The organism is Thalassospira australica, assembly GCF_044790785.1.
Classification (GTDB): Bacteria; Pseudomonadota; Alphaproteobacteria; order Rhodospirillales; family Thalassospiraceae; genus Thalassospira; species Thalassospira australica_A.
This window is the reverse complement of record NZ_CP085258.1, coordinates 318,231-335,994: the sequence shown is the minus strand read 5'-3', so window position 1 is coordinate 335,994 and position 17,764 is coordinate 318,231. Positions and strand designations below refer to the sequence as shown.

Annotated in this window: 19 protein-coding genes; 11 read left to right on the top strand and 8 right to left on the bottom strand. The window is 57.0% G+C overall.

Going from position 1 to position 17,764, the window contains the following annotated elements:
- Window positions 1-39: 39 nt before the first annotated feature.
- The 3 genes from LG297_RS01570 to LG297_RS01560 are packed head-to-tail and all read right to left on the bottom strand — an operon-like array spanning window position 40 to window position 3,050.
- The gene (locus tag LG297_RS01570) at window positions 40-930 is read right to left on the bottom strand and encodes a F0F1 ATP synthase subunit gamma (RefSeq protein WP_404424451.1); all 891 of its coding nucleotides are present in this window, start codon (window positions 928-930) and stop codon (window positions 40-42) included.
- A gap of 30 nt (window positions 931-960) precedes the next feature.
- Complete coding sequence (atpA, locus tag LG297_RS01565) at window positions 961-2,493, bottom strand: F0F1 ATP synthase subunit alpha (protein ID WP_062953217.1); 1,533 nt, start codon at window positions 2,491-2,493, stop codon at window positions 961-963.
- Window positions 2,493-3,050, bottom strand: a complete 558-nt coding sequence (locus LG297_RS01560) for a F0F1 ATP synthase subunit delta (RefSeq protein ID WP_404424448.1) — start codon at window positions 3,048-3,050, stop codon at window positions 2,493-2,495. The genes atpA and LG297_RS01560 overlap by 1 nt, the downstream gene beginning before the upstream one ends.
- 426 nt (window positions 3,051-3,476) lie before the next feature.
- Between LG297_RS01560 and LG297_RS01555 the strand changes: the two genes are divergently transcribed.
- Complete coding sequence (locus LG297_RS01555) at window positions 3,477-3,962, top strand: hypothetical protein (protein ID WP_404424446.1); 486 nt, start codon at window positions 3,477-3,479, stop codon at window positions 3,960-3,962.
- Between the two features lie 43 nt (window positions 3,963-4,005).
- Here LG297_RS01555 and LG297_RS01550 read toward each other — a convergent pair whose 3' ends face one another.
- Entirely contained in the window at window positions 4,006-4,326 is a 321-nt protein-coding gene (locus LG297_RS01550) for a MazG-like family protein (RefSeq protein WP_404424444.1), read from the bottom strand.
- A 69-nt stretch (window positions 4,327-4,395) separates the two neighbouring features.
- Between LG297_RS01550 and LG297_RS01545 the strand changes: the two genes are divergently transcribed.
- The gene (locus LG297_RS01545; protein WP_404424442.1) at window positions 4,396-5,238 is read left to right on the top strand and encodes a substrate-binding periplasmic protein; all 843 of its coding nucleotides are present in this window, start codon (window positions 4,396-4,398) and stop codon (window positions 5,236-5,238) included.
- A 2-nt stretch (window positions 5,239-5,240) separates the two neighbouring features.
- On the opposite strand, the gene LG297_RS01540 is transcribed toward LG297_RS01545, so the two are convergent.
- Window positions 5,241-7,475, bottom strand: coding sequence for a primosomal protein N' (locus LG297_RS01540; RefSeq protein WP_404424440.1), 2,235 nt, complete (start codon window positions 7,473-7,475; stop codon window positions 5,241-5,243).
- Between the two features lie 186 nt (window positions 7,476-7,661).
- Here LG297_RS01540 and fsa point away from each other — a divergent pair, with 186 nt between their 5' ends.
- From fsa to LG297_RS01505, 7 genes are all read left to right on the top strand, one after another.
- Window positions 7,662-8,318 (top strand): fructose-6-phosphate aldolase, encoded by a 657-nt coding sequence (gene fsa, locus LG297_RS01535; RefSeq protein ID WP_404424438.1) that lies wholly within the window; start codon window positions 7,662-7,664, stop codon window positions 8,316-8,318.
- A gap of 128 nt (window positions 8,319-8,446) precedes the next feature.
- A complete protein-coding gene (locus LG297_RS01530) occupies window positions 8,447-9,136 on the top strand; it encodes a DUF484 family protein (protein WP_404424436.1) in 690 nt (229 codons plus the stop codon).
- The gene (locus tag LG297_RS01525; RefSeq protein WP_404424434.1) at window positions 9,115-10,077 is read left to right on the top strand and encodes a tyrosine recombinase XerC; all 963 of its coding nucleotides are present in this window, start codon (window positions 9,115-9,117) and stop codon (window positions 10,075-10,077) included. The genes LG297_RS01530 and LG297_RS01525 overlap by 22 nt, the downstream gene beginning before the upstream one ends.
- 73 nt (window positions 10,078-10,150) lie before the next feature.
- On the top strand, window positions 10,151-10,471 hold the full coding sequence (locus LG297_RS01520) for a YrhK family protein (RefSeq protein ID WP_404424432.1): 321 nt from the start codon (window positions 10,151-10,153) through the stop codon (window positions 10,469-10,471).
- Between the two features lie 108 nt (window positions 10,472-10,579).
- The gene (locus LG297_RS01515; protein ID WP_404424430.1) at window positions 10,580-11,185 is read left to right on the top strand and encodes a glutathione S-transferase N-terminal domain-containing protein; all 606 of its coding nucleotides are present in this window, start codon (window positions 10,580-10,582) and stop codon (window positions 11,183-11,185) included.
- A gap of 97 nt (window positions 11,186-11,282) precedes the next feature.
- Window positions 11,283-11,774 carry a class I SAM-dependent methyltransferase gene (locus LG297_RS01510; protein WP_404424428.1) on the top strand — a complete coding sequence of 164 codons (492 nt, stop codon included), beginning with the start codon at window positions 11,283-11,285 and terminating at the stop codon, window positions 11,772-11,774.
- A 27-nt stretch (window positions 11,775-11,801) separates the two neighbouring features.
- Entirely contained in the window at window positions 11,802-13,193 is a 1,392-nt protein-coding gene (locus LG297_RS01505; RefSeq protein ID WP_404424426.1) for a glutamine synthetase family protein, read from the top strand.
- Between the two features lie 48 nt (window positions 13,194-13,241).
- On the opposite strand, the gene LG297_RS01500 is transcribed toward LG297_RS01505, so the two are convergent.
- The 3 genes from LG297_RS01500 to LG297_RS01490 all read right to left on the bottom strand — a co-directional run bounded on the left by LG297_RS01500 (window position 13,242) and on the right by LG297_RS01490 (window position 15,042).
- Window positions 13,242-13,568, bottom strand: coding sequence for a hypothetical protein (locus LG297_RS01500; protein ID WP_404424424.1), 327 nt, complete (start codon window positions 13,566-13,568; stop codon window positions 13,242-13,244).
- A 287-nt stretch (window positions 13,569-13,855) separates the two neighbouring features.
- On the bottom strand, window positions 13,856-14,095 hold the full coding sequence (locus LG297_RS01495) for a hypothetical protein (protein ID WP_404424422.1): 240 nt from the start codon (window positions 14,093-14,095) through the stop codon (window positions 13,856-13,858).
- Window positions 14,096-14,229: 134 nt separating this feature from the next.
- Window positions 14,230-15,042, bottom strand: coding sequence for a c-type cytochrome (locus LG297_RS01490; RefSeq protein ID WP_404424420.1), 813 nt, complete (start codon window positions 15,040-15,042; stop codon window positions 14,230-14,232).
- A gap of 275 nt (window positions 15,043-15,317) precedes the next feature.
- Between LG297_RS01490 and nadA the strand changes: the two genes are divergently transcribed.
- Both nadA and nadC read left to right on the top strand, forming a co-directional pair.
- Window positions 15,318-16,340 carry a quinolinate synthase NadA gene (gene nadA, locus LG297_RS01485; protein WP_404424418.1) on the top strand — a complete coding sequence of 341 codons (1,023 nt, stop codon included), beginning with the start codon at window positions 15,318-15,320 and terminating at the stop codon, window positions 16,338-16,340.
- Window positions 16,341-16,416: 76 nt separating this feature from the next.
- Window positions 16,417-17,256, top strand: coding sequence for a carboxylating nicotinate-nucleotide diphosphorylase (gene nadC, locus LG297_RS01480; protein ID WP_404424416.1), 840 nt, complete (start codon window positions 16,417-16,419; stop codon window positions 17,254-17,256).
- Window positions 17,257-17,764: the final 508 nt, after the last annotated feature.

Below are 17,764 nucleotides of genomic sequence, written 5' to 3'. Positions count from 1 at the left end.
CTGCTCGGACAAAACTATCCGTTAGTTCCTGCGACCCGCTTACAAAGCCTCGGCGCCGGAAATGATTTCAATCAGTTCGTTGGTGATCTGGGCCTGACGTGAGCGGTTGTACTGGATGCTCAGTCGGTCGATCATATCGCCGGCATTGCGGGTTGCGTTATCCATCGCGGACATACGCGCACCGTGCTCGGATGCACTGCTTTCCAGCATCGCACCGAAAATCTGGACCCCGACGTTACGCGGCAGCAGATCAGCCAGAATGGCTTCTTCGGACGGTTCATATTCATAAACCGCAGAAGAACCGGTAGCTTCTTCCTGCCCGTCGGCTTCCGGCACCGCGAACGGTACCAGCTGCTGTTCGGTGACGATTTGCGAAATTGCTGACACGAACTTGTTATAGAAGATCGAGCAGACGTCAAATTCGCCTTCGTCATACAGCGCCAGAATCTTGTCGGCAACGTCGGTAGCAGCAGAGAAATCAATCCCCTTCTTGCCTTCGATGCCGGTAAACCGGGCGACAATCGCGTCACCAAATTCACGCTTGAGCGCATCAGCCCCCTTGCGGCCAACACAGATCAGCTTCACCGTCTTGCCCGCAGCCTTAAGGGCGCGGATTTTAAGACGGGCAGCCTTGATGATCGATGCGTTGAAACCACCGCAAAGGCCACGGTCCGCAGTAAAGACGACGAGCAGATGCACATCGTCCTTGCCTGTACCTGCCAGAAGCTTCGGTGCCCCCTGTGATCCGCCAACCGCAGCTGCAAGCCGTCCCAGCATCGTCCCCATGCGATCCGCATAGGGACGGGCTGCTTCTGCTGCATCCTGCGAACGGCGGAGCTTGGAGGCTGCCACCATCTTCATCGCCGAAGTGATTTTCTTCGTCGATTTGACGCTGGCAATGCGCGAGCGCAGATCCTTCAAACTAGCCATTGCGTTTCCTCCTTCGCCTAAATTTCAGACTTACGCGAAGGTTTTCGCGAACTTGTCGAGGAACGCTTTGAGCTTCGTTTCGGTGGCTTCCGAAAGGACTTTCTCGGTGCGGATCGCATCAAGAATGTCAGCACCCGACGAACGGATATCGCTCAGGAACTGTTCTTCGAAAGCACGAATTTTGCCAACTGCCACGCCGTCAAGGTAACCCTTCACACCGGCATAGATCACAACAACCTGTTCTTCGACCTTGAGCGGCGAATACTGCGGCTGCTTGAGCAGTTCCGTCAGACGTGCGCCACGTGCCAGAAGCTTCTGGGTCGCCGGATCAAGATCCGATGCGAACTGCGCGAAGGCTTCCATTTCACGATACTGGGCAAGTTCCAGCTTGATCGAACCGGCAACCTGTTTCATTGCCTTGATCTGCGCGGACGAACCCACACGCGAAACCGACAGACCAACGTTCACAGCCGGGCGAACACCCTTATAGAACAGGTCGGTTTCAAGGAAGATCTGACCGTCGGTGATCGAAATCACGTTGGTCGGAATAAACGCCGAAACGTCGTTGCCCTGGGTTTCGATAACCGGCAGTGCGGTCAGCGAGCCAGCGCCGTTTTCGTCATTCATTTTCGCCGCACGTTCCAGCAGACGGGAGTGCAGATAGAAAACGTCACCCGGGAAAGCTTCACGTCCCGGCGGGCGGCGAAGAAGCAGCGACATCTGGCGATAGGCAACAGCCTGTTTCGACAGATCATCATAGAAGATGGTGGCATGCATGCCATTGTCGCGGAAATATTCACCCATTGCGCAGGCAACGAACGGTGCCAGGAACTGCATCGGCGCCGGATCAGAAGCGGTCGCGGCAACAACGATGGTGTTTTCCATCGCGCCACGTTCTTCAAGGACCTTAACAACCTGTGCAACGGTCGAACGTTTCTGACCAACCGCAACATAGATGCAGAACATCTTGTCGCTGTCGGATTTCGCGGCATCGTTCACCGGCTTCTGGTTCAGAATGGTGTCGATGATGATCGCGGTTTTGCCGGTCTGACGGTCACCAATGATCAGCTCGCGCTGGCCACGGCCAATCGGGATCAGCGAGTCAATCGACTTGATACCGGTCTGGACCGGCTCGTGAACCGATTTACGCGGGATGATGCCCGGTGCCTTGACGTCGGCAAGGCGACGTTCTTTTGCACCCAGTTCACCTTTACCGTCGATCGGGTTGCCAAGCGCGTCAACAACGCGGCCCAGCAGTTCCTTGCCAACCGGCACGTCAACGATGGCACCGGTACGCTTGACCTGGTCGCCTTCCTTGATGTTACGGTCAGAACCGAAAATAACGATACCGACATTGTCTTCCTCAAGGTTCAGGGCCATGCCCTTGATGCCACCCGGGAAGTCGACCAGTTCACCGGCCTGAACATTGTCAAGACCATGAACACGGGCGATACCGTCACCGACAGAAAGAACCTGACCGACTTCGGCAACTTCGGCTTCAGCGCCAAAATTGGCAATCTGATCCTTAAGAATAGCGGAGATTTCCGCGGCGCGGATTTCCATCACGCAACCCCTTTCATAGCGAGCTCGAGCTTCTGCAATTTGGTACGAAGCGAGGCATCAAAAACCCGGGAACCGACCTTGACGACAAGGCCGCCAAGAACCGCCGGATCGACATTCAGGTCCACTTTGACAGTGGCACCGACAACTTCTTTAAGAGCGCCGGTAACGGCTTCGATTTGCTCTTTCTTCAGCTCGGAAGCCGAGGTCACCTGTGCGGTCACTTCGCCTTTGAAAGCTGAGAGCATGGAAAGGTAGGAACTGATAACATCCGGCAGAACGAAAAGGCGGCGTTTCTGACACAGAACGCCAACGGTCTTCTTGGTCAAGTCGGAAACGCCAAGCTTGTCCAGAAGGGCCGCCATTGCCTTGGCCTGCACATCCCGGGAAATCACGGGACTACGGAGCACATTCCGCAGGTCATCGCTTTCGACGATGGCCTGGTCGAGCAATTCAAGATCGCTTTTGACAGCATCAAGCGCATCGGCCGACTGGGCCAATTCGAATAATGCTGTGGCGTAACGCCCTTGAAGCCCGGTCGCGGCAGTATTTTGGGACACCGGTGAAAGCCCTCAATTCTGGTTATGAGAACGACTCGGATACGTATAAAAAAATGGTCTCTCGGAAGGTGTTCCCGCCGAGAAGCGAGCGTTTGGTATCACATGTCCATGACAGGGGCAACCCCCGCGCAACGCCATTTGGGCGGTCTTTTTCATTCTTCCCCGAAGTTGGGGCAAAACAGCCCCGGATCGCTTGGTTTTCGAGGCTTTTTACAACTATTTAATAATACCGGTTTTCCCGCTACCGGCGGATTTCCGTTTGGTGAAATCACCTTTAAGGAACGAATCCCCGATTTTTTCGACGATGCCGTCCGTACAACCCCTGATCGATAACCGTTTTTTGTCCCCGAACAATGTAATCGACATCACATCCGGACCACGGAAACGTCACTCTTGGGCATTCATATCATCGCCAAGGAGATTTAAATGAAACTGTCCCAGATGACCGGTCTGACCGGCATGCTGATTGCCGGGCTTGCCATCCTGCTTCCGATCAACGCGTTTGCGTGCAGCAGCGGTTATTTCCGTTTTGTCGAAACCGGCACCGCAAGCCCCTTCGTGCCGTCCACCTCGCGCGCCTATTACGATGATCAGGATCAGGCCGGAACCGCCCTTTCGGTTTTTGTCGATCTGGCACCGGCAGATTACAAGACCATGGCCGACAGCCGCCTCAATGCCTTTGGCGGTAAAACCACGGTTTACAAAATTGCCTGCAACGCCGTAACCGCCCCGCTTTCCGAAACTCCGGCCGAAGAGGTCCCATCCGATAGCTGGATGAGTGCGGAGGGCATCACCCCCACTCACGTCTATCTGCAAGCCGACAATTTCAACAGCGCCACCATCGGCCCAAACAAACAATCGATCCCGGCATGGCTGGCAAGCAAGGCAACCAACGTTTACAGCGCCAACTGACATTTCCATATCGGGTCACCGTACCGGTGGCCCGATCCGTCAACTAGACATGCGACCCGGTGCCATCGCCCTTGACCGACCATTGGCGCGCCCGGTTGATCGCCATTTTCGCCTGCACTTCGCCATCAAGGTCGAGCCCGAACTGATCGGCCAGCCGATACAGCAAAATCAAAACGTCCGCCGCCTCGCGCCCGATCTCCGCACGATCGCGCTCAGAAACCGCCTCATCAAGCTCTTTCATTTCCGTCATGGCACGCGTGACAAGCGCACGCGGATCGGTCACCGGGCCAAAAATTCCCTCGGCCCAGTCACATATGCTTTGCTGGCTTTCGATCACCTTTGTTGAATTCTTAACATTCGTCATCAAATCTTATCCATGGGATTTATAAAGTTCCGGATATCCATAACCCGCAATCAAGACGGGAGACAATATATGGCGCGATGCTGGGAGTTCGTGCATATGGCGGGATCGATCCGATATCGCATGACGTATCCGTGCGCCTTCATCGCATTATTGTTGATTGCCACCTTTTCAACCGTGGCCTCCGCCCGCACCCTGATCATCGAAGGCCTGTCCGAAGCCCCGCTGAAATGGATGGTCGATGGCGACCCGCGCGGTATTGATATCGACATCATGACCGAAGTCTTAAACGACATGGGCATCACCGATTACCGCTTTCAGCTTGTCGATAATGGCCGCCGCCTTCTGCATAATGCCCAGAACGGCAGCAGCGACATCATCCTGACCCTGTCGCAAAACGACGAACGCAGCCAGTATCTGCACTACCCCGACGAAGCCCATCTTCTGCTCGATTGGCGCTTTGCCGTGCGGGCCGAAGACCGTGACCGGATCACCTTCGATGATTTTCCCGATCTCGCCCGCCACCGCGTGGGGGCGGCGGCGGAATATTCCTATACCGATACCTTCTGGCAATCCGGGCTTGATATCGAAATCGTCGCCAAGAACGATCTGCTGATCCCGATGCTGCTGGAAAACCGTTTTGATGTCGTGCCGGTCAATTATCTCAGCACGCTTTACGAAACCCTGCGCAACGGGCAACGCGAACAGATCGCCTTCATCTACCCGCCGCTTCGCCGTGCGCCCTATTATAACGTGTTCTCAAAGGCATCGGATTACCCGGACAAGGACGCGTTTCTCAAACGCTATGACCAGATCATCCTCGAAATGCGAAGCGACGGCCGCCTTGCCACCATCTTTCAGGATTACCTCGGCCCGGACGGGCTCGACTGGTGGCAGTCCCAATATCAGAATTAACCCTACATAAAGCTGTAAGGATCGATATCGATCTGCACCCGGACACTGCCCGGCGTTTTCACCTTTGATAACCAGTCATGGATCATCGCCTGCAACCGCACCTGTTTGTCGGTGCGGATCAGGAAACGCCTGCGATACCGCCCGCGCAGCAACGATAACGGCGCTGGGGCCGGTCCCAGTACGACAATGCCATCGCCGCGCGGTGCCGCCCGCCCGATCCGCCATGCCGCTTCATCGACCTCGTTTTCCTTTTTCCCCGAAATGATCAGGGCCGCCAGCCTTCCATGCGGCGGCATGCCATGCGTCATGCGCTGCGAGAGTTCGACCTCGTTAAACGCATCGCGATCCCCCGCGGCAATCGCCTTGATCACCCGGTTGGACGGGTCCGCGGTTTGCAGCAACACCATGCCGGGTCGATCCCCACGTCCGGCACGCCCCGCCACCTGGGTCATCAACTGATAACTGCGTTCGGCCGCGCGCAAATCCCCACCCGCAAGGCCCAGATCGGCATCAACCACCCCCACAAGCGTCAGCATCGGGAAATGATAGCCCTTGGCCAAGATCTGCGTCCCGATCAGCAAATCAACCTCGTGATTATGCACCCGGTTGACCAGCTCCGCCGCCGCCTTTGGCCCGGCGATATTGTCCGATGTCGCGACCTCGATGCGGATTTGCGGGAATGTCTCGACCGCTTCCTCATAAAGCCGCTCCACCCCCGGCCCGCACGCCGCAAGCTTTTCCTCCGCCCCACAGGCCGGGCAGCTATCGGGGGCCTTGGCCTGATAACCGCAATGATGGCATTGCAATTTGCCCCATGCCCGGTGCTCCACCAGCCAAGCGGTACAATTCGGGCACTGGAACCGGTGCCCGCACGCCCGGCAAAGGGTCAGCGGCGCATAACCCCGCCGGTTCAGGAACAGCATCGCCTGCTCCCCGGCGGCAAATGTCTCCGCCAGCCGCTTTTTCAGTGTCGGCGTGATCCAGCGTTGACGTTCCGGCTTGTCCTGCCGGATATCAACAATCTCGACACTTGGCAGAACCGCCATGCCGTGCCGTTCCGAAAGCTCGACCCGCTCATACCGTCCGGCTTCCACATTCGCCAAGGTCTCCAGCGACGGGGTGGCGGACGCCAGAATCGCCGGTATCCCGCCCAGATGCGCACGCGCCACTGCCATATCCCGCGCATGATAAATCACGCCGTCTTCCTGCTTGAACGCATGTTCGTGTTCTTCATCCACCACGATCAGGCCCAGATTGGCATAGGGCAGAAACAGCGCCGACCGTGCCCCGACCACAAGCTTTGCCGATCCATCGGCCACCGCCCGCCATGTATCGCGTCGCCGCGCCTGCCCGACTTCGGAATGCCAAAGGGCCGGCTCAACCCCGAATCGGTCGCGGAACCGTTGCAACCATTGCGCCGAAAGGGCGATTTCCGGCAACAGGACCACCACCTGCTTACCCTTTTCCAACGCGGTGCGGATCGCCTCGAAATAAACCTCGGTCTTGCCCGACCCGGTCACACCATCCAGTAACGTGACCGAAAAACCATCCCCCGCCACCTTGGCACACAGCATATCCGCCGCACGTTCCTGCGCCTCCGACAGATGCGGGCGCTGGATTTCAAGGTCGGGTGCCTCAAACGGCGATGGCGGGGTGACCATCAAACGCCGCACCACGCCTGCCTCGACCAGTCCCTTGATCACGCTCGCTCCGGCACCGGTTTCGCGCATGATATCGGCCTGTTCCATCGGCGGATGGTCGCGCAAAAACGCCATCACCCGCTTGCGCGGCGGCGTCATGCGAAGGCTGCTTTCGCCATCTGCCGGATCGGCAAGGGTAAATCTGAAAATCGGCTTGGGCGGCTCCAGCGCATCAGAAACACTCATCGCCATGCGCAACACAGCCCCCTGCGGCGCCATGGTATAGGCCGACACCCAATCGACGAACTTTCGCGTCACATCGGCCATCGGCGGTGCCTGCAAAACGCCATAAATTTCGCGCAGCTTGGCCGGATCGACGTCGCCCCTGGCCTTACCCCAGACGACGCCGCGCTGGGTCTGACGGCCCAGTGGAATTTCGACAAAGTCGCCGGGCTGGACGTTCAGGCCCTCGGGGACAAGATAATCATACGGGCCCGCCAAGGGCAGCGGCGGCAGAACGCTGATCGTTTCGCCCGTGACCTGAAAGGCCGGATCATCACCAAACAGATTTCCCGATATGGCCTTTGCGGCGCTCATATATTATAAACCCCGTCAGGATGCCTCTGGGTTGGTCGCATGATTATGCATAACCGGCTTGTGGCACAAAAGAAAACGGTCCCACAGCACAGGGCGTCTGGTACCGTCATTTGAATGGAACCGGACCCTATCAGCTAACCGCATCATCGAACAACGATCTTCAAAAGCTCCTGAGCAGGAAATCCAATGAAGTTTTTCATCGACACCGCCGACATCGACGCAATCCGCGAAATCGCCAAATCCGGCCTCGTTGATGGCGTGACCACCAACCCGTCGCTCGTCGCAAAATCCGGCCGTTCGTTCCTTGATCTGATCAAGGAAATCTGTGACGTGGTTGACGGCCCGGTCAGCGCCGAGGTTGCCGCGACCGACTATGAAACCATGGTTGCCGAAGGCCGCAAACTTGCGAAAATCGCCGACAATGTCGTCGTCAAGCTGCCGCTGACTCCGGACGGGCTCAAAGCCTGCCGCACCTTCACCGACGAAGGCATCCAGACCAACGTCACCCTTTGCTTCTCGGTCGGTCAGGCCATTCTGGCCGCCAAGGCCGGTGCGACCTATGTGTCGCCGTTCGTTGGCCGCCTTGACGATATTTCGTCCGATGGCATGCAGCTGATTGCCGACATCGCCGAAGTTTACAACAACTACCCGAACTGGCAGACCGAAATCCTCGTCGCGTCCGCACGTGGCCCGCAGCATGTTGTCGATTCGGCCCGTCTGGGTGCCGATGTCGTCACCATCCCGCCACAGGTTCTCGGTCAGTTGTTCAAACACCCCCTGACCGACAAGGGCCTTGAAACCTTTGTCGCCGATTGGGCGAAAACCGGCCAGTCGATCCTCTAAGGTTCGTCCTTAAAGCTCGGCATCCCCGCTTTTGGTCGGTTTTATCACCGGTCCTTAACACGCATTTAACCCGGCAACCCGCATTGTGGCTGCCGGGTTTTTCGTTTCACTGCAAATTACCGGATCAGATGGAAAAGACAGCATTGCGCGCCGACGACGTCGCGGCCTATCTCGCCGAACATCCCGACTTTTTTGCCAACCGGCCGGACCTGCTTGATAGTCTGGACATGCCGGTGCGCGAACTGGGTTCCGGGGTTGCCGACATGCAGCAATATGTCGTCGCCCGCCTGCGCGATGAACGCGAAAAGCTGCGCGGCGCCACCAGCGAACTGATCAATATCTCCAAATCCAACCTCGAAACCCAAAGCCGCATCCATCGCGCGGTTCTGGCCCTGCTCAATGCGCGCGGCTTTGATGTCTTCGTCGAAGCCCTTCAGGATCTTGTGCCCGAACTGCTTGATCTTGATGCCATCGCCCTTTGTTTCGAAGAAAGCGAAGATGCCCCCGTGCCCCGTTGTGGCGGGCGTGTGCGTCGTCTTACGGTCGGTGCGGTTGATCAGGTTCTGGGCGAGGAAAACGATGTCTGGCTTCTGCCCGACAATGCCGGGGACGAGGCGATTTTTGGCCCGCAGGCCGATAACATCCGATCCGCCGCCATTGTCCGCCTCGCACCGTTTTATGGCGATCCGGTCGGGCTTGTCGCATTCGGTGTGGCCGAACCCGATTATTTCAGCCCGGCACAGGCCCATGACCTGATCATGTTCCTGGCCTCCGTGATTGAATTTGGTGCCCGCCGATGGCTGACAGCGCCACAATGAATAAGGGCCTTCTGGCCCTGTCCCTGCCGGGTGACGTGCGCGACGCCATTGCCGACTGGCGGCAATGGCTGTCTGCCGAACGCCGCGCATCGGACCACACCACCGAAAATTATCTCGCCGATCTGTATGCCTTCCTTGGTTTTGTCCGGGAACATCGTGGTGATACACCCGATATCGCCGATCTTTTGCAATTGAACCCGCGCGATTTCCGAAGCTGGCTTGCCCGGCGCAGCATGGATGGCATGGCCAAAAGCTCGACCGCGCGTGCGCTGTCATCACTGCGCAATTTCTATCGCTTCCTGGATCGCACCGGGCGCGGGCAAAACGCCGCGGTCAATTCGATCCGCAATCCGAAACTGCCGCAATCGGTCCCCAAACCGCTTAGTCCCGCCGATGCAATGGCCGTCCTTGATAATGCCGGCGCGTGGCAGGATGAACCGTGGCTTGCCAAACGCAATCTCGCCCTTTTCACCCTGCTTTATGGCTGTGGCCTGCGTATATCCGAGGCACTGGACCTTAACGCCAATCAACGCCCGACGGGCGATTCGATGGTCATTACCGGCAAGGGCAACAAACAGCGCCTTGTGCCAGTTTTACCGATCGTCCGCGACGCGATCGAGGATTATGTCCGCACCTGCCCCTATGCCCCGAACGGCAATGATCCGCTTTTTGTTGGCGCGCGCGGCGGGCGGCTGGTCGCACAGGTCGCCCAACGTGAAATGCGCAAAATCCGTGGCCTCCTGAACCTGCCCGATACCGCCACCCCGCACGCCATGCGCCATTCCTTTGCCACCCATCTTCTCGCCGGTGGTGGTGATCTGCGCACCATTCAGGATCTGCTGGGCCATGCCTCGCTCTCGACCACCCAACGCTATACCTCGGTCGATACCGAACGCCTGATGGCCGTCTATCACGGCACCCACCCCCGCGCGCGTCGCTAAGCCACATCTTTCAAGAACGTTTACCGCCTTCATGCGTTACGGACAAAGCACCCATCACAAACGGGAGTCCGCCATGAAGCTTTTCCGAACCCGCCGCTTTGACGCATCCTCACGCCACCGGCAGGTCTATAGCGCCTATGAAATCGCCTATACCACGGTCGACTGGCTGGCCGCCGTGATGTTCACCATCGGCAGCATCATGTTCCTTCAGGATAACCTGATGCATGCCGGAACATGGCTTTTCATTATCGGCTCCGTCTTCTTTGCCCTGCGGCCTTCCATCCGTCTGGGTCGCGAACTTCATCTGGCCAGACTTGGCAAAGAGGCCGGGAAAAAACTTTCCCCGTTTTCAGGTTCGCAAAGCGCCAATCTGTCCGACGAACGGTCGCGATAACGCCCGGTTTGGCACACGAATTTTTAAAACATGAAATTTGGGGTTCTTCGAAACGGCATTTCCCCCTTACACTGCGGGCAACTTGTTGAAATGCACCGGAGGAACCCCATGATCCTGCGCTCCAGCGACCCGTCACCCTTTGGCCGCAAGGTCAAAATCGTCGCAAAAATTCTTGGCATTTACGATCAGCTCACCATCGAAATGTCCAACACCAACGATCCGGAAGACACCCTGCGCAAACAGAACCCGCTGGGTAAAATTCCGATCCTGATCCTTGATGATGGCCGCAAGATTTTCGATAGCCGCGTGATCTGTGAATATCTTGATGCGCAGGTCGATGGCATCACCCTGCATCCGACCGAAAGCGACGCCCGGTGGGAAGCCCTCACCCTTCAGGCGCTTGGCGATGGCATTGTCGATGCCTCGATCTTGCAGGTCTATGAACACCGCATGCGCCCCGAGGAAAAACGTTCATCCGACTGGCTTTCCTATCAGTCCGACAAGGTGAAACGCGCCCTTGATCACCTTGAAGCCAGCCCGCCGTCACTGGCAGGCGACCTGACCATCGGCCATGTCGCCCTTGCCTGTGCTTTGGGTTATCTTGATCTTCGGTTCGATGGCAAATGGCGCGAAACTTACGGCGCACTCGTCACATGGCTTGATGCCTTCCGTGCCCGCGTTCCTGCCTTTGACGCCACGGCATTCAAGGGCTAACCCCCTCAAGGCACCCGGTGCGGCTTGACCGCCTTGCACCGGGCCGCTTTCGGATGATATCGCGATTTCACATTCACCGCCCGGAGAACAAGAATAAATGTCCCGCCTTAACAGCGTCATCCGCCGCCTGCAGGCCCAGCGCGACTGCCTGAATGCCGCCGCCGAAATGATCAAGGACCATGACGGTATTGTTCTTGAAATCGGGCTTGGCAATGGCCGCACCTTTGATCATTTGCGTGAAATCATGCCGGATCGCGAAATCTTTGTCTTTGACCGTCAAGTCGCCGCCCACCCCAAATGCATCCCCGATGACGATCACCTGTTTCTGGGCGACATTTTCGAAACCCTGCCGATGGCGGTTGAACGCTTTGCCGGCAAGGTCGCACTCGTCCATTCCGATGTCGGAACGGGGGACGAAGCCCTGAACGCCAAAATCGCCTCTTTCATCGGCAAGACCCTGCCGCCATCCCTGATCAAGGGCGCGATTGTCGCCTCCGATCAGAAAATCGACGTGCCCGGCACCATTGCCGAACCGCTCCCCGAAGGCGTCCCGCAGGATCGCTATTTCTTCCGCCGTTATCAGGGCTAAAACCACCCCCCATCAGGAATTCCACCCGTGTCCAGCACCAACGCCCCCTCGTCCCCCAGCGGCTCCAATATATCCGAAGCCGAGGCATTCCTTGCCAAATACCCCGATGTCGAGGCCATCGACATCATCCTGACCGATTTTCACGGCATCGGACGCGGCAAGATGATCCGCCGTCACGAGCTTGAAGGCATCTATAAATCCGGGCGCGGTTTGCCGACCTCGATCTTCGGGCAGGACGTTACGGGCGAGGATGTTGATGATTGCGGGCTGGTTCAAACGGGCGGCGGCGGCGATGGCCGTTGCTGGCCGGTGCCGGGAACGCTGGGCTATCTGCCCCACACGGGCCGGGGGCAGCTTCTGATCAGCATGTATAACGAGGACACAACCCCGCACGATGTCGATCCGCGCAATGTGTTCTTAAATCAGGTCAAGCGCGCCAATGATCTCGGGCTTACCCCGATGGGCGCGTTCGAACTCGAATTCTATCTGGTGGACCGGGATGCCGACGCGAGCGGGCTTTATCACCCGGCATCCTACGCGATGACCAAACGCCGCTCGCTGCTGCGCAACACCATGTCGGTCGATGAAATCGATGAAATGTCGCCGCTTTTTGATGCGGTCTATGAAGGGGCCAAGCATCTTGATCTGACGCTTGAAACCCTGATTTCCGAATACGGTCCGGGCCAGTATGAAATGACGATCCGCTATCGCGACCTGATGCGCGCAGCCGACGATGTCATCATCGCCAAACGCCTGATCCGCACCGCAGCGCGCCGTTTCGGGATGGAGGCCGTCTTCATGCCCAAACCGTTCGGCACCGAAGCCGGTTCGGGCATGCATCTGCATCTCTCATTGGCGGACGAAAACGGCAATAACCTGTTTGCCGATCAGGCGGACGGGACGCTTAGCCCGCTGATGCTCAACGCCATCGGCGGCATTCGCGGTACGATTGGCGACACCATGCTGATCCTCGCCCCTTTCATGAATTCATGGCGCAGGTTTGCGTCCGCCATGTATTCCCCGGCCTCCGATGACTGGGGTGTTGAAAACCGCACCGTGGCGCTTCGTGTGCCGGGCACTCCGGGCAAGACGCGGCATTTCGAACACCGCATCGCGGGCGTCGATGCCAATCCCTATCTCGCCGCCGCCGTGACACTCGGCGCTGCCCTTGACGGCATCGAAAACAAAATCGATCCCGGCCAGCCAAGTACCGATGAAATCGGCCACGACAAAGGCCCCAACGACCTGCCGCGCCACTGGCTTGACGCCATTGACCGCTTCAGTGCGTCCGATTTCAACAAACGCACGCTGGGCAAACGCTTCCACACCGCATTTACCCGCATAAAGCAGGCCGAATACGAACATATGGCGCTCAAGGTTAGCGCAGCGGAATGGGAATATTACGGGTTTTCGGTCTGAATAATGGGGCCGGTGTTCCGGCCAGGCTTTCCTGACCGGGGACCAGAATCAGAAGACGCGCTTGGCGCGGTTGTTGGATTTGTGCGCTGAAAACGCCACCCGCGGGCGCGAATCCATCATTTTCTGGTCGCGCAGATGGGCGACTTCAAGATCGCGGGGATCAACATCCATCATCCGGGCATCGCCGGTTCGCTCGGAATTGGTATGCAGGTGCATCTTGGTCGAAACCCACTGATAGGTCGGATAGGTCACATTTTCCGGCAGCATCTCTTCGGTAATCACCTTATAGGCCCCGGCCGGCAAGACTTCCGCAAGCCCGCGCAGGCTGAACGGCCGCGCGAAAGTCAGGATTTTCGATGTGGTACGATTTGTCAAAATAGCTCCTAGCGCGCAGATGCGCATTGGTTAAGAAAAACGACAGGAAGCAACCCCATCGCCAAATAACCGCAGTTTATTTGAGGCATGTAAAGGCACGCGGGAACAGATTTTATTCTTCAAAAAATCAACGGCTGAAAAATAACTGATGAGTTTATGAATAACCAAAATTTGCGATTCTGGTAAATCGCGAAAATATCCCGCCAATTTTTATTTATATGAACGGTTTTCTATATTTTACAACGAACATATTTTTTTATTTTTATGGCGTCACCGCATCGCCATCATCAGTAGCTCAGGTTCAGACCAAGCATCCTGCCAAGGCCAAAGGCAAGGAGCCCCACGCCAATCACCGCCGCCAAAAAGATTGCCACCATCTTGGCACTTGCAAGCAGCACCTTCCGCCTGCCGATCTTCTTTCCCTGATCGTAATGCCACTTGATGGCAAAGAACATGCCCGTACCCAGCGCGGCAACCTTGAACGTACCAAAGATGATCGGGACCCAATCCATATCAAAGACTCTCATCTGCATCAGCCATGCGCGTTTTATGGCCCCATACCGGGCAAATGCACACTCCTCGTTCTGCAACGCTGATATGTTAGGTCCCGGCTGGCTGGCCTGTTTCACCGGGCCCCGGACGCGATGGATCAATCCGATCCCTATTCGTCTTTCCTGCCCGCCATTGCCTGCAAATAGGCAATCACATCGCGAATTTCCGCATCCGAAAGCTGATCGGTCGTAAAGCCATGCATCTGCATGTCGGGCCAATGGCGCACCGTTGCCGGATCGCGGATCAGCATGAACAGTGCATCGGGCTTGAAATAATCGACCGGGCTCATCGGCAGGTTCAAATCCGGCCCCAGTTCGGTAATCCCCGCCCCGTTCATCCGGTGACAGGCAAAACACTGATCAATGAAAACCGCCTGCCCGCGCTTGGCATCTTCCGGTGCCTCTTCACCAAGGGCAAGCTGCGGCCACCGTGCCGCCGGAAAGGCGGCATAACCGATTTTTGCCACCTGATAGGGCCATTGTTCGGACCGGATGTTTGATGCCGCACCATCCACCCACACCATCGAGAACGGCCCGGCCGAAACCTCTTTGCCCGGCAGGTTCGGCCACGGCGCATCTTCGGGCTCGATGGCAATCCACGCCTGTGCGGTTTCGTCCTGCCCGTCAAGCAACACGAGCGGCAGGGGAATATTGGCAACAAACCCGTCAAGGGCTATGACCTCAAGCCCCATCTCGCCCTCAACCGTCGCCGCATCCCCGATCAGGGCCGCGACCGGCACCGCACGATAGGTCATATCGCGCCCATATCCCTCATCCCCGGCCACCGTAATCTCGCGTGCCTCCGGATGGCTGAGCAATTCATCGGTCTGATAAACCGAAACCTCGCCCGTGGGCGACGTCACCTGTAATTCGGCGGCACTGGCGGCCTTGCCCACAAACGGCAGCAAAACACAAAGCAGCACCCAAAACCCGTATCCTCGACACGTTTTCATGCCTGGCCCCCCCCTCTCTGGCGATCTGTGGCAAATTGTCCCGCAACAAGAATATCATAACCGCGGCAAACTGATGATTGTGTAATCGCAAATACCCTTGCCGACGCATGGCTGCCCTTCATTGCCGCCCAATTCCTTGCCATCCCGGCCCAATGGCGATATTCAGGTTTCAAACTGTCATTAACTTGCAATGCCGGGACCCGCTGCTTATCTCCGGCTTGCAACAGGCGAGATGAGACGACGCCATGAACCAGATTGCCACCATCGCCGAGGCCGCGCCGAACGCGATGTCTGAAATGCAGATTGATCCCACCCTTGATCTTGAAGCGGAAATCGCCCGCCTCAAGAAAGAGAAAAACGCGATCATTCTGGCCCATTATTATCAGGACGGAGAAATTCAGGACCTGGCCGACTTTGTCGGTGACAGCCTTGATCTGTCCCGCAAGGCCGCCGAAACCGATGCCGATGTCATCGTGTTCTGCGGTGTGCGTTTTATGGCCGAGGTCGCCAAAATCCTCAGCCCGAACAAAACCGTGCTGCTGCCCGATTCAAAGGCCGGCTGCTCGCTCGAAGATTCGTGCCAGCCCGAACCGTTCCGCAAATTCCGCGAACAGCATCCCGATCATGTGTCGGTCACCTATATCAACTGCTCGGCCGAGGTAAAGGCCGCCTCCGATATCATCGTGACCTCGTCGAACGCGGCTGAAATCATCGATCAGATCCCGCTCGATAAACCGATCCTGTGGGCACCCGACCGTCATCTTGGCGCGTATCTTGCCAAAAAAACCGGCCGTGACATGACGCTTTGGAACGGCTCGTGCATCGTGCATGAACAGTTTTCCGAACGCGAACTGATCCGCCTCAAAACCCAGAACCCGGATGCGAAAATCGCGGCCCACCCGGAATGCCATGACGGCATTCTGAAACATGCCGATCACATCGGGTCGACCCGCGCCATTCTGGAATATGTGATCAACGGCCCGGATCAGAAATACCTGATCGCGACAGAACCCCACATCATCCACCAGATGGAAAAAGCCGCCCCGCACAAGGAATTCATTCCGGTTCCGGGTGCCGATGGCTCGTGTGCGTGCAATAACTGCCCGTTCATGGAACTGAACACGCTGGAAAAACTGTATCTGTGCCTGGTCAATAATGGCCCGCAGATCGTCATGCCCGAAGATCTGCGTGTTGCCGCCGTCAAACCGCTTGAACGGATGCTGGAAATGTCAAAAGGCATTCCGCTCAAAAAGGATCACGCGGCTTAAGGCCAAACCGATCAACAGCCCCGCAGCAACTTGCGGGGCTGTTTTCCATCCCCACACCAAAACATACGGCCCCACCATGACCGTCCTGACCCCGGCTGAAATTTCGGACTTCATCGACCGCGCCTTTGCCGAGGATATCGGCCCCGGCGACATCACATCGGACAATGTCATCCCCGCCGATGCGCGCCTGCGCGTCGCCCTTGAAACGCGCGAGGATATCGTGGTCGCCGGTCTGGATATCGCCCTTGAATGTTTCCGCAAACTGGTCCCCGATGCCAAAATCACCAAACAGTGCGAGGACGGTGATGCGATTGCGGCCAAGGACGTGCTGGCCGTGGTGGAGGGCAATGCACGCGGCATCCTGACCGCGGAACGCACCGCCCTTAACACCCTGCAACATCTATCGGGCATCGCCACCACCACGCGGACCTATGTCGCGGCGATGGGCGATACGACGGCCAGATTGCTTGATACCCGCAAAACTCTTCCGGGCTGGCGCAAGATGGAAAAATACGCCACCCGCATGGGTGGGGCGCAAAACCACCGCATGGGTCTTTATGACGGGGTGATGATCAAGGACAACCATATCGGCGTTGTCGGCTCGATCACCGAATGCGTCAGATCGGCCCGCGCGGCCAACCTACCAAAGATCGAAGTCGAATGCGATACGCTCGATCAGGTCCGTGAAGCCACAGATGCCGGTGCCGATATCATCCTGCTGGATAATATGGGTCCGGATATGCTCCGTCAGGCCGTCGCGATTGTGGCGGGTCGCTGCAAGACCGAGGCATCAGGTGGCGTAAATCTTCAAACCATTGGTGCGATTGCCGCCACGGGTGTGGATTATGTCTCGGTCGGGCGCATCACCCAATCGGCCCCGGCGGTCGATATCGGGCTGGATGTCGCCATTCTCTGACGCCTGATCCACATTTGTTGCAGCTATATGGGGCTCGCGCCCCTTAAAAGATTGCCGAAATCCGCTGGCTATCGCAACACGACCGCGCCCTGATGGCCCCGATGGGGCAAAGGATTACAGCAGCACTTATTGATATCTGCCCCTCCCCCCTCAGGGTGGAAGTACTCTATATTTTCCACATCACGATTTAAAATATTCGTCTCAGACTTACGAGTCGAACGTTGAGTTTCATGCATATAATACCAAATCTTTATCAGGATATTTAGTCTCCGATCCGTTCTCGAAATGCAGAATGTTCTTAAAAACCGTCCGCCCCTTGAAAACTGACGAAGTAAAAAACAAGTATTATCAATATACTACAAAAAACATTGCACTGAGATCAAACTAAGACCTCTAAATATTCGATCAACCGAAAGGCGTAAAAACTGCACCGGCCCCTTCCGCTACGGCATTATTATAAAATATAAATACCCGTAATAGACATACTGACTAACTCTTTTGAGGCGTA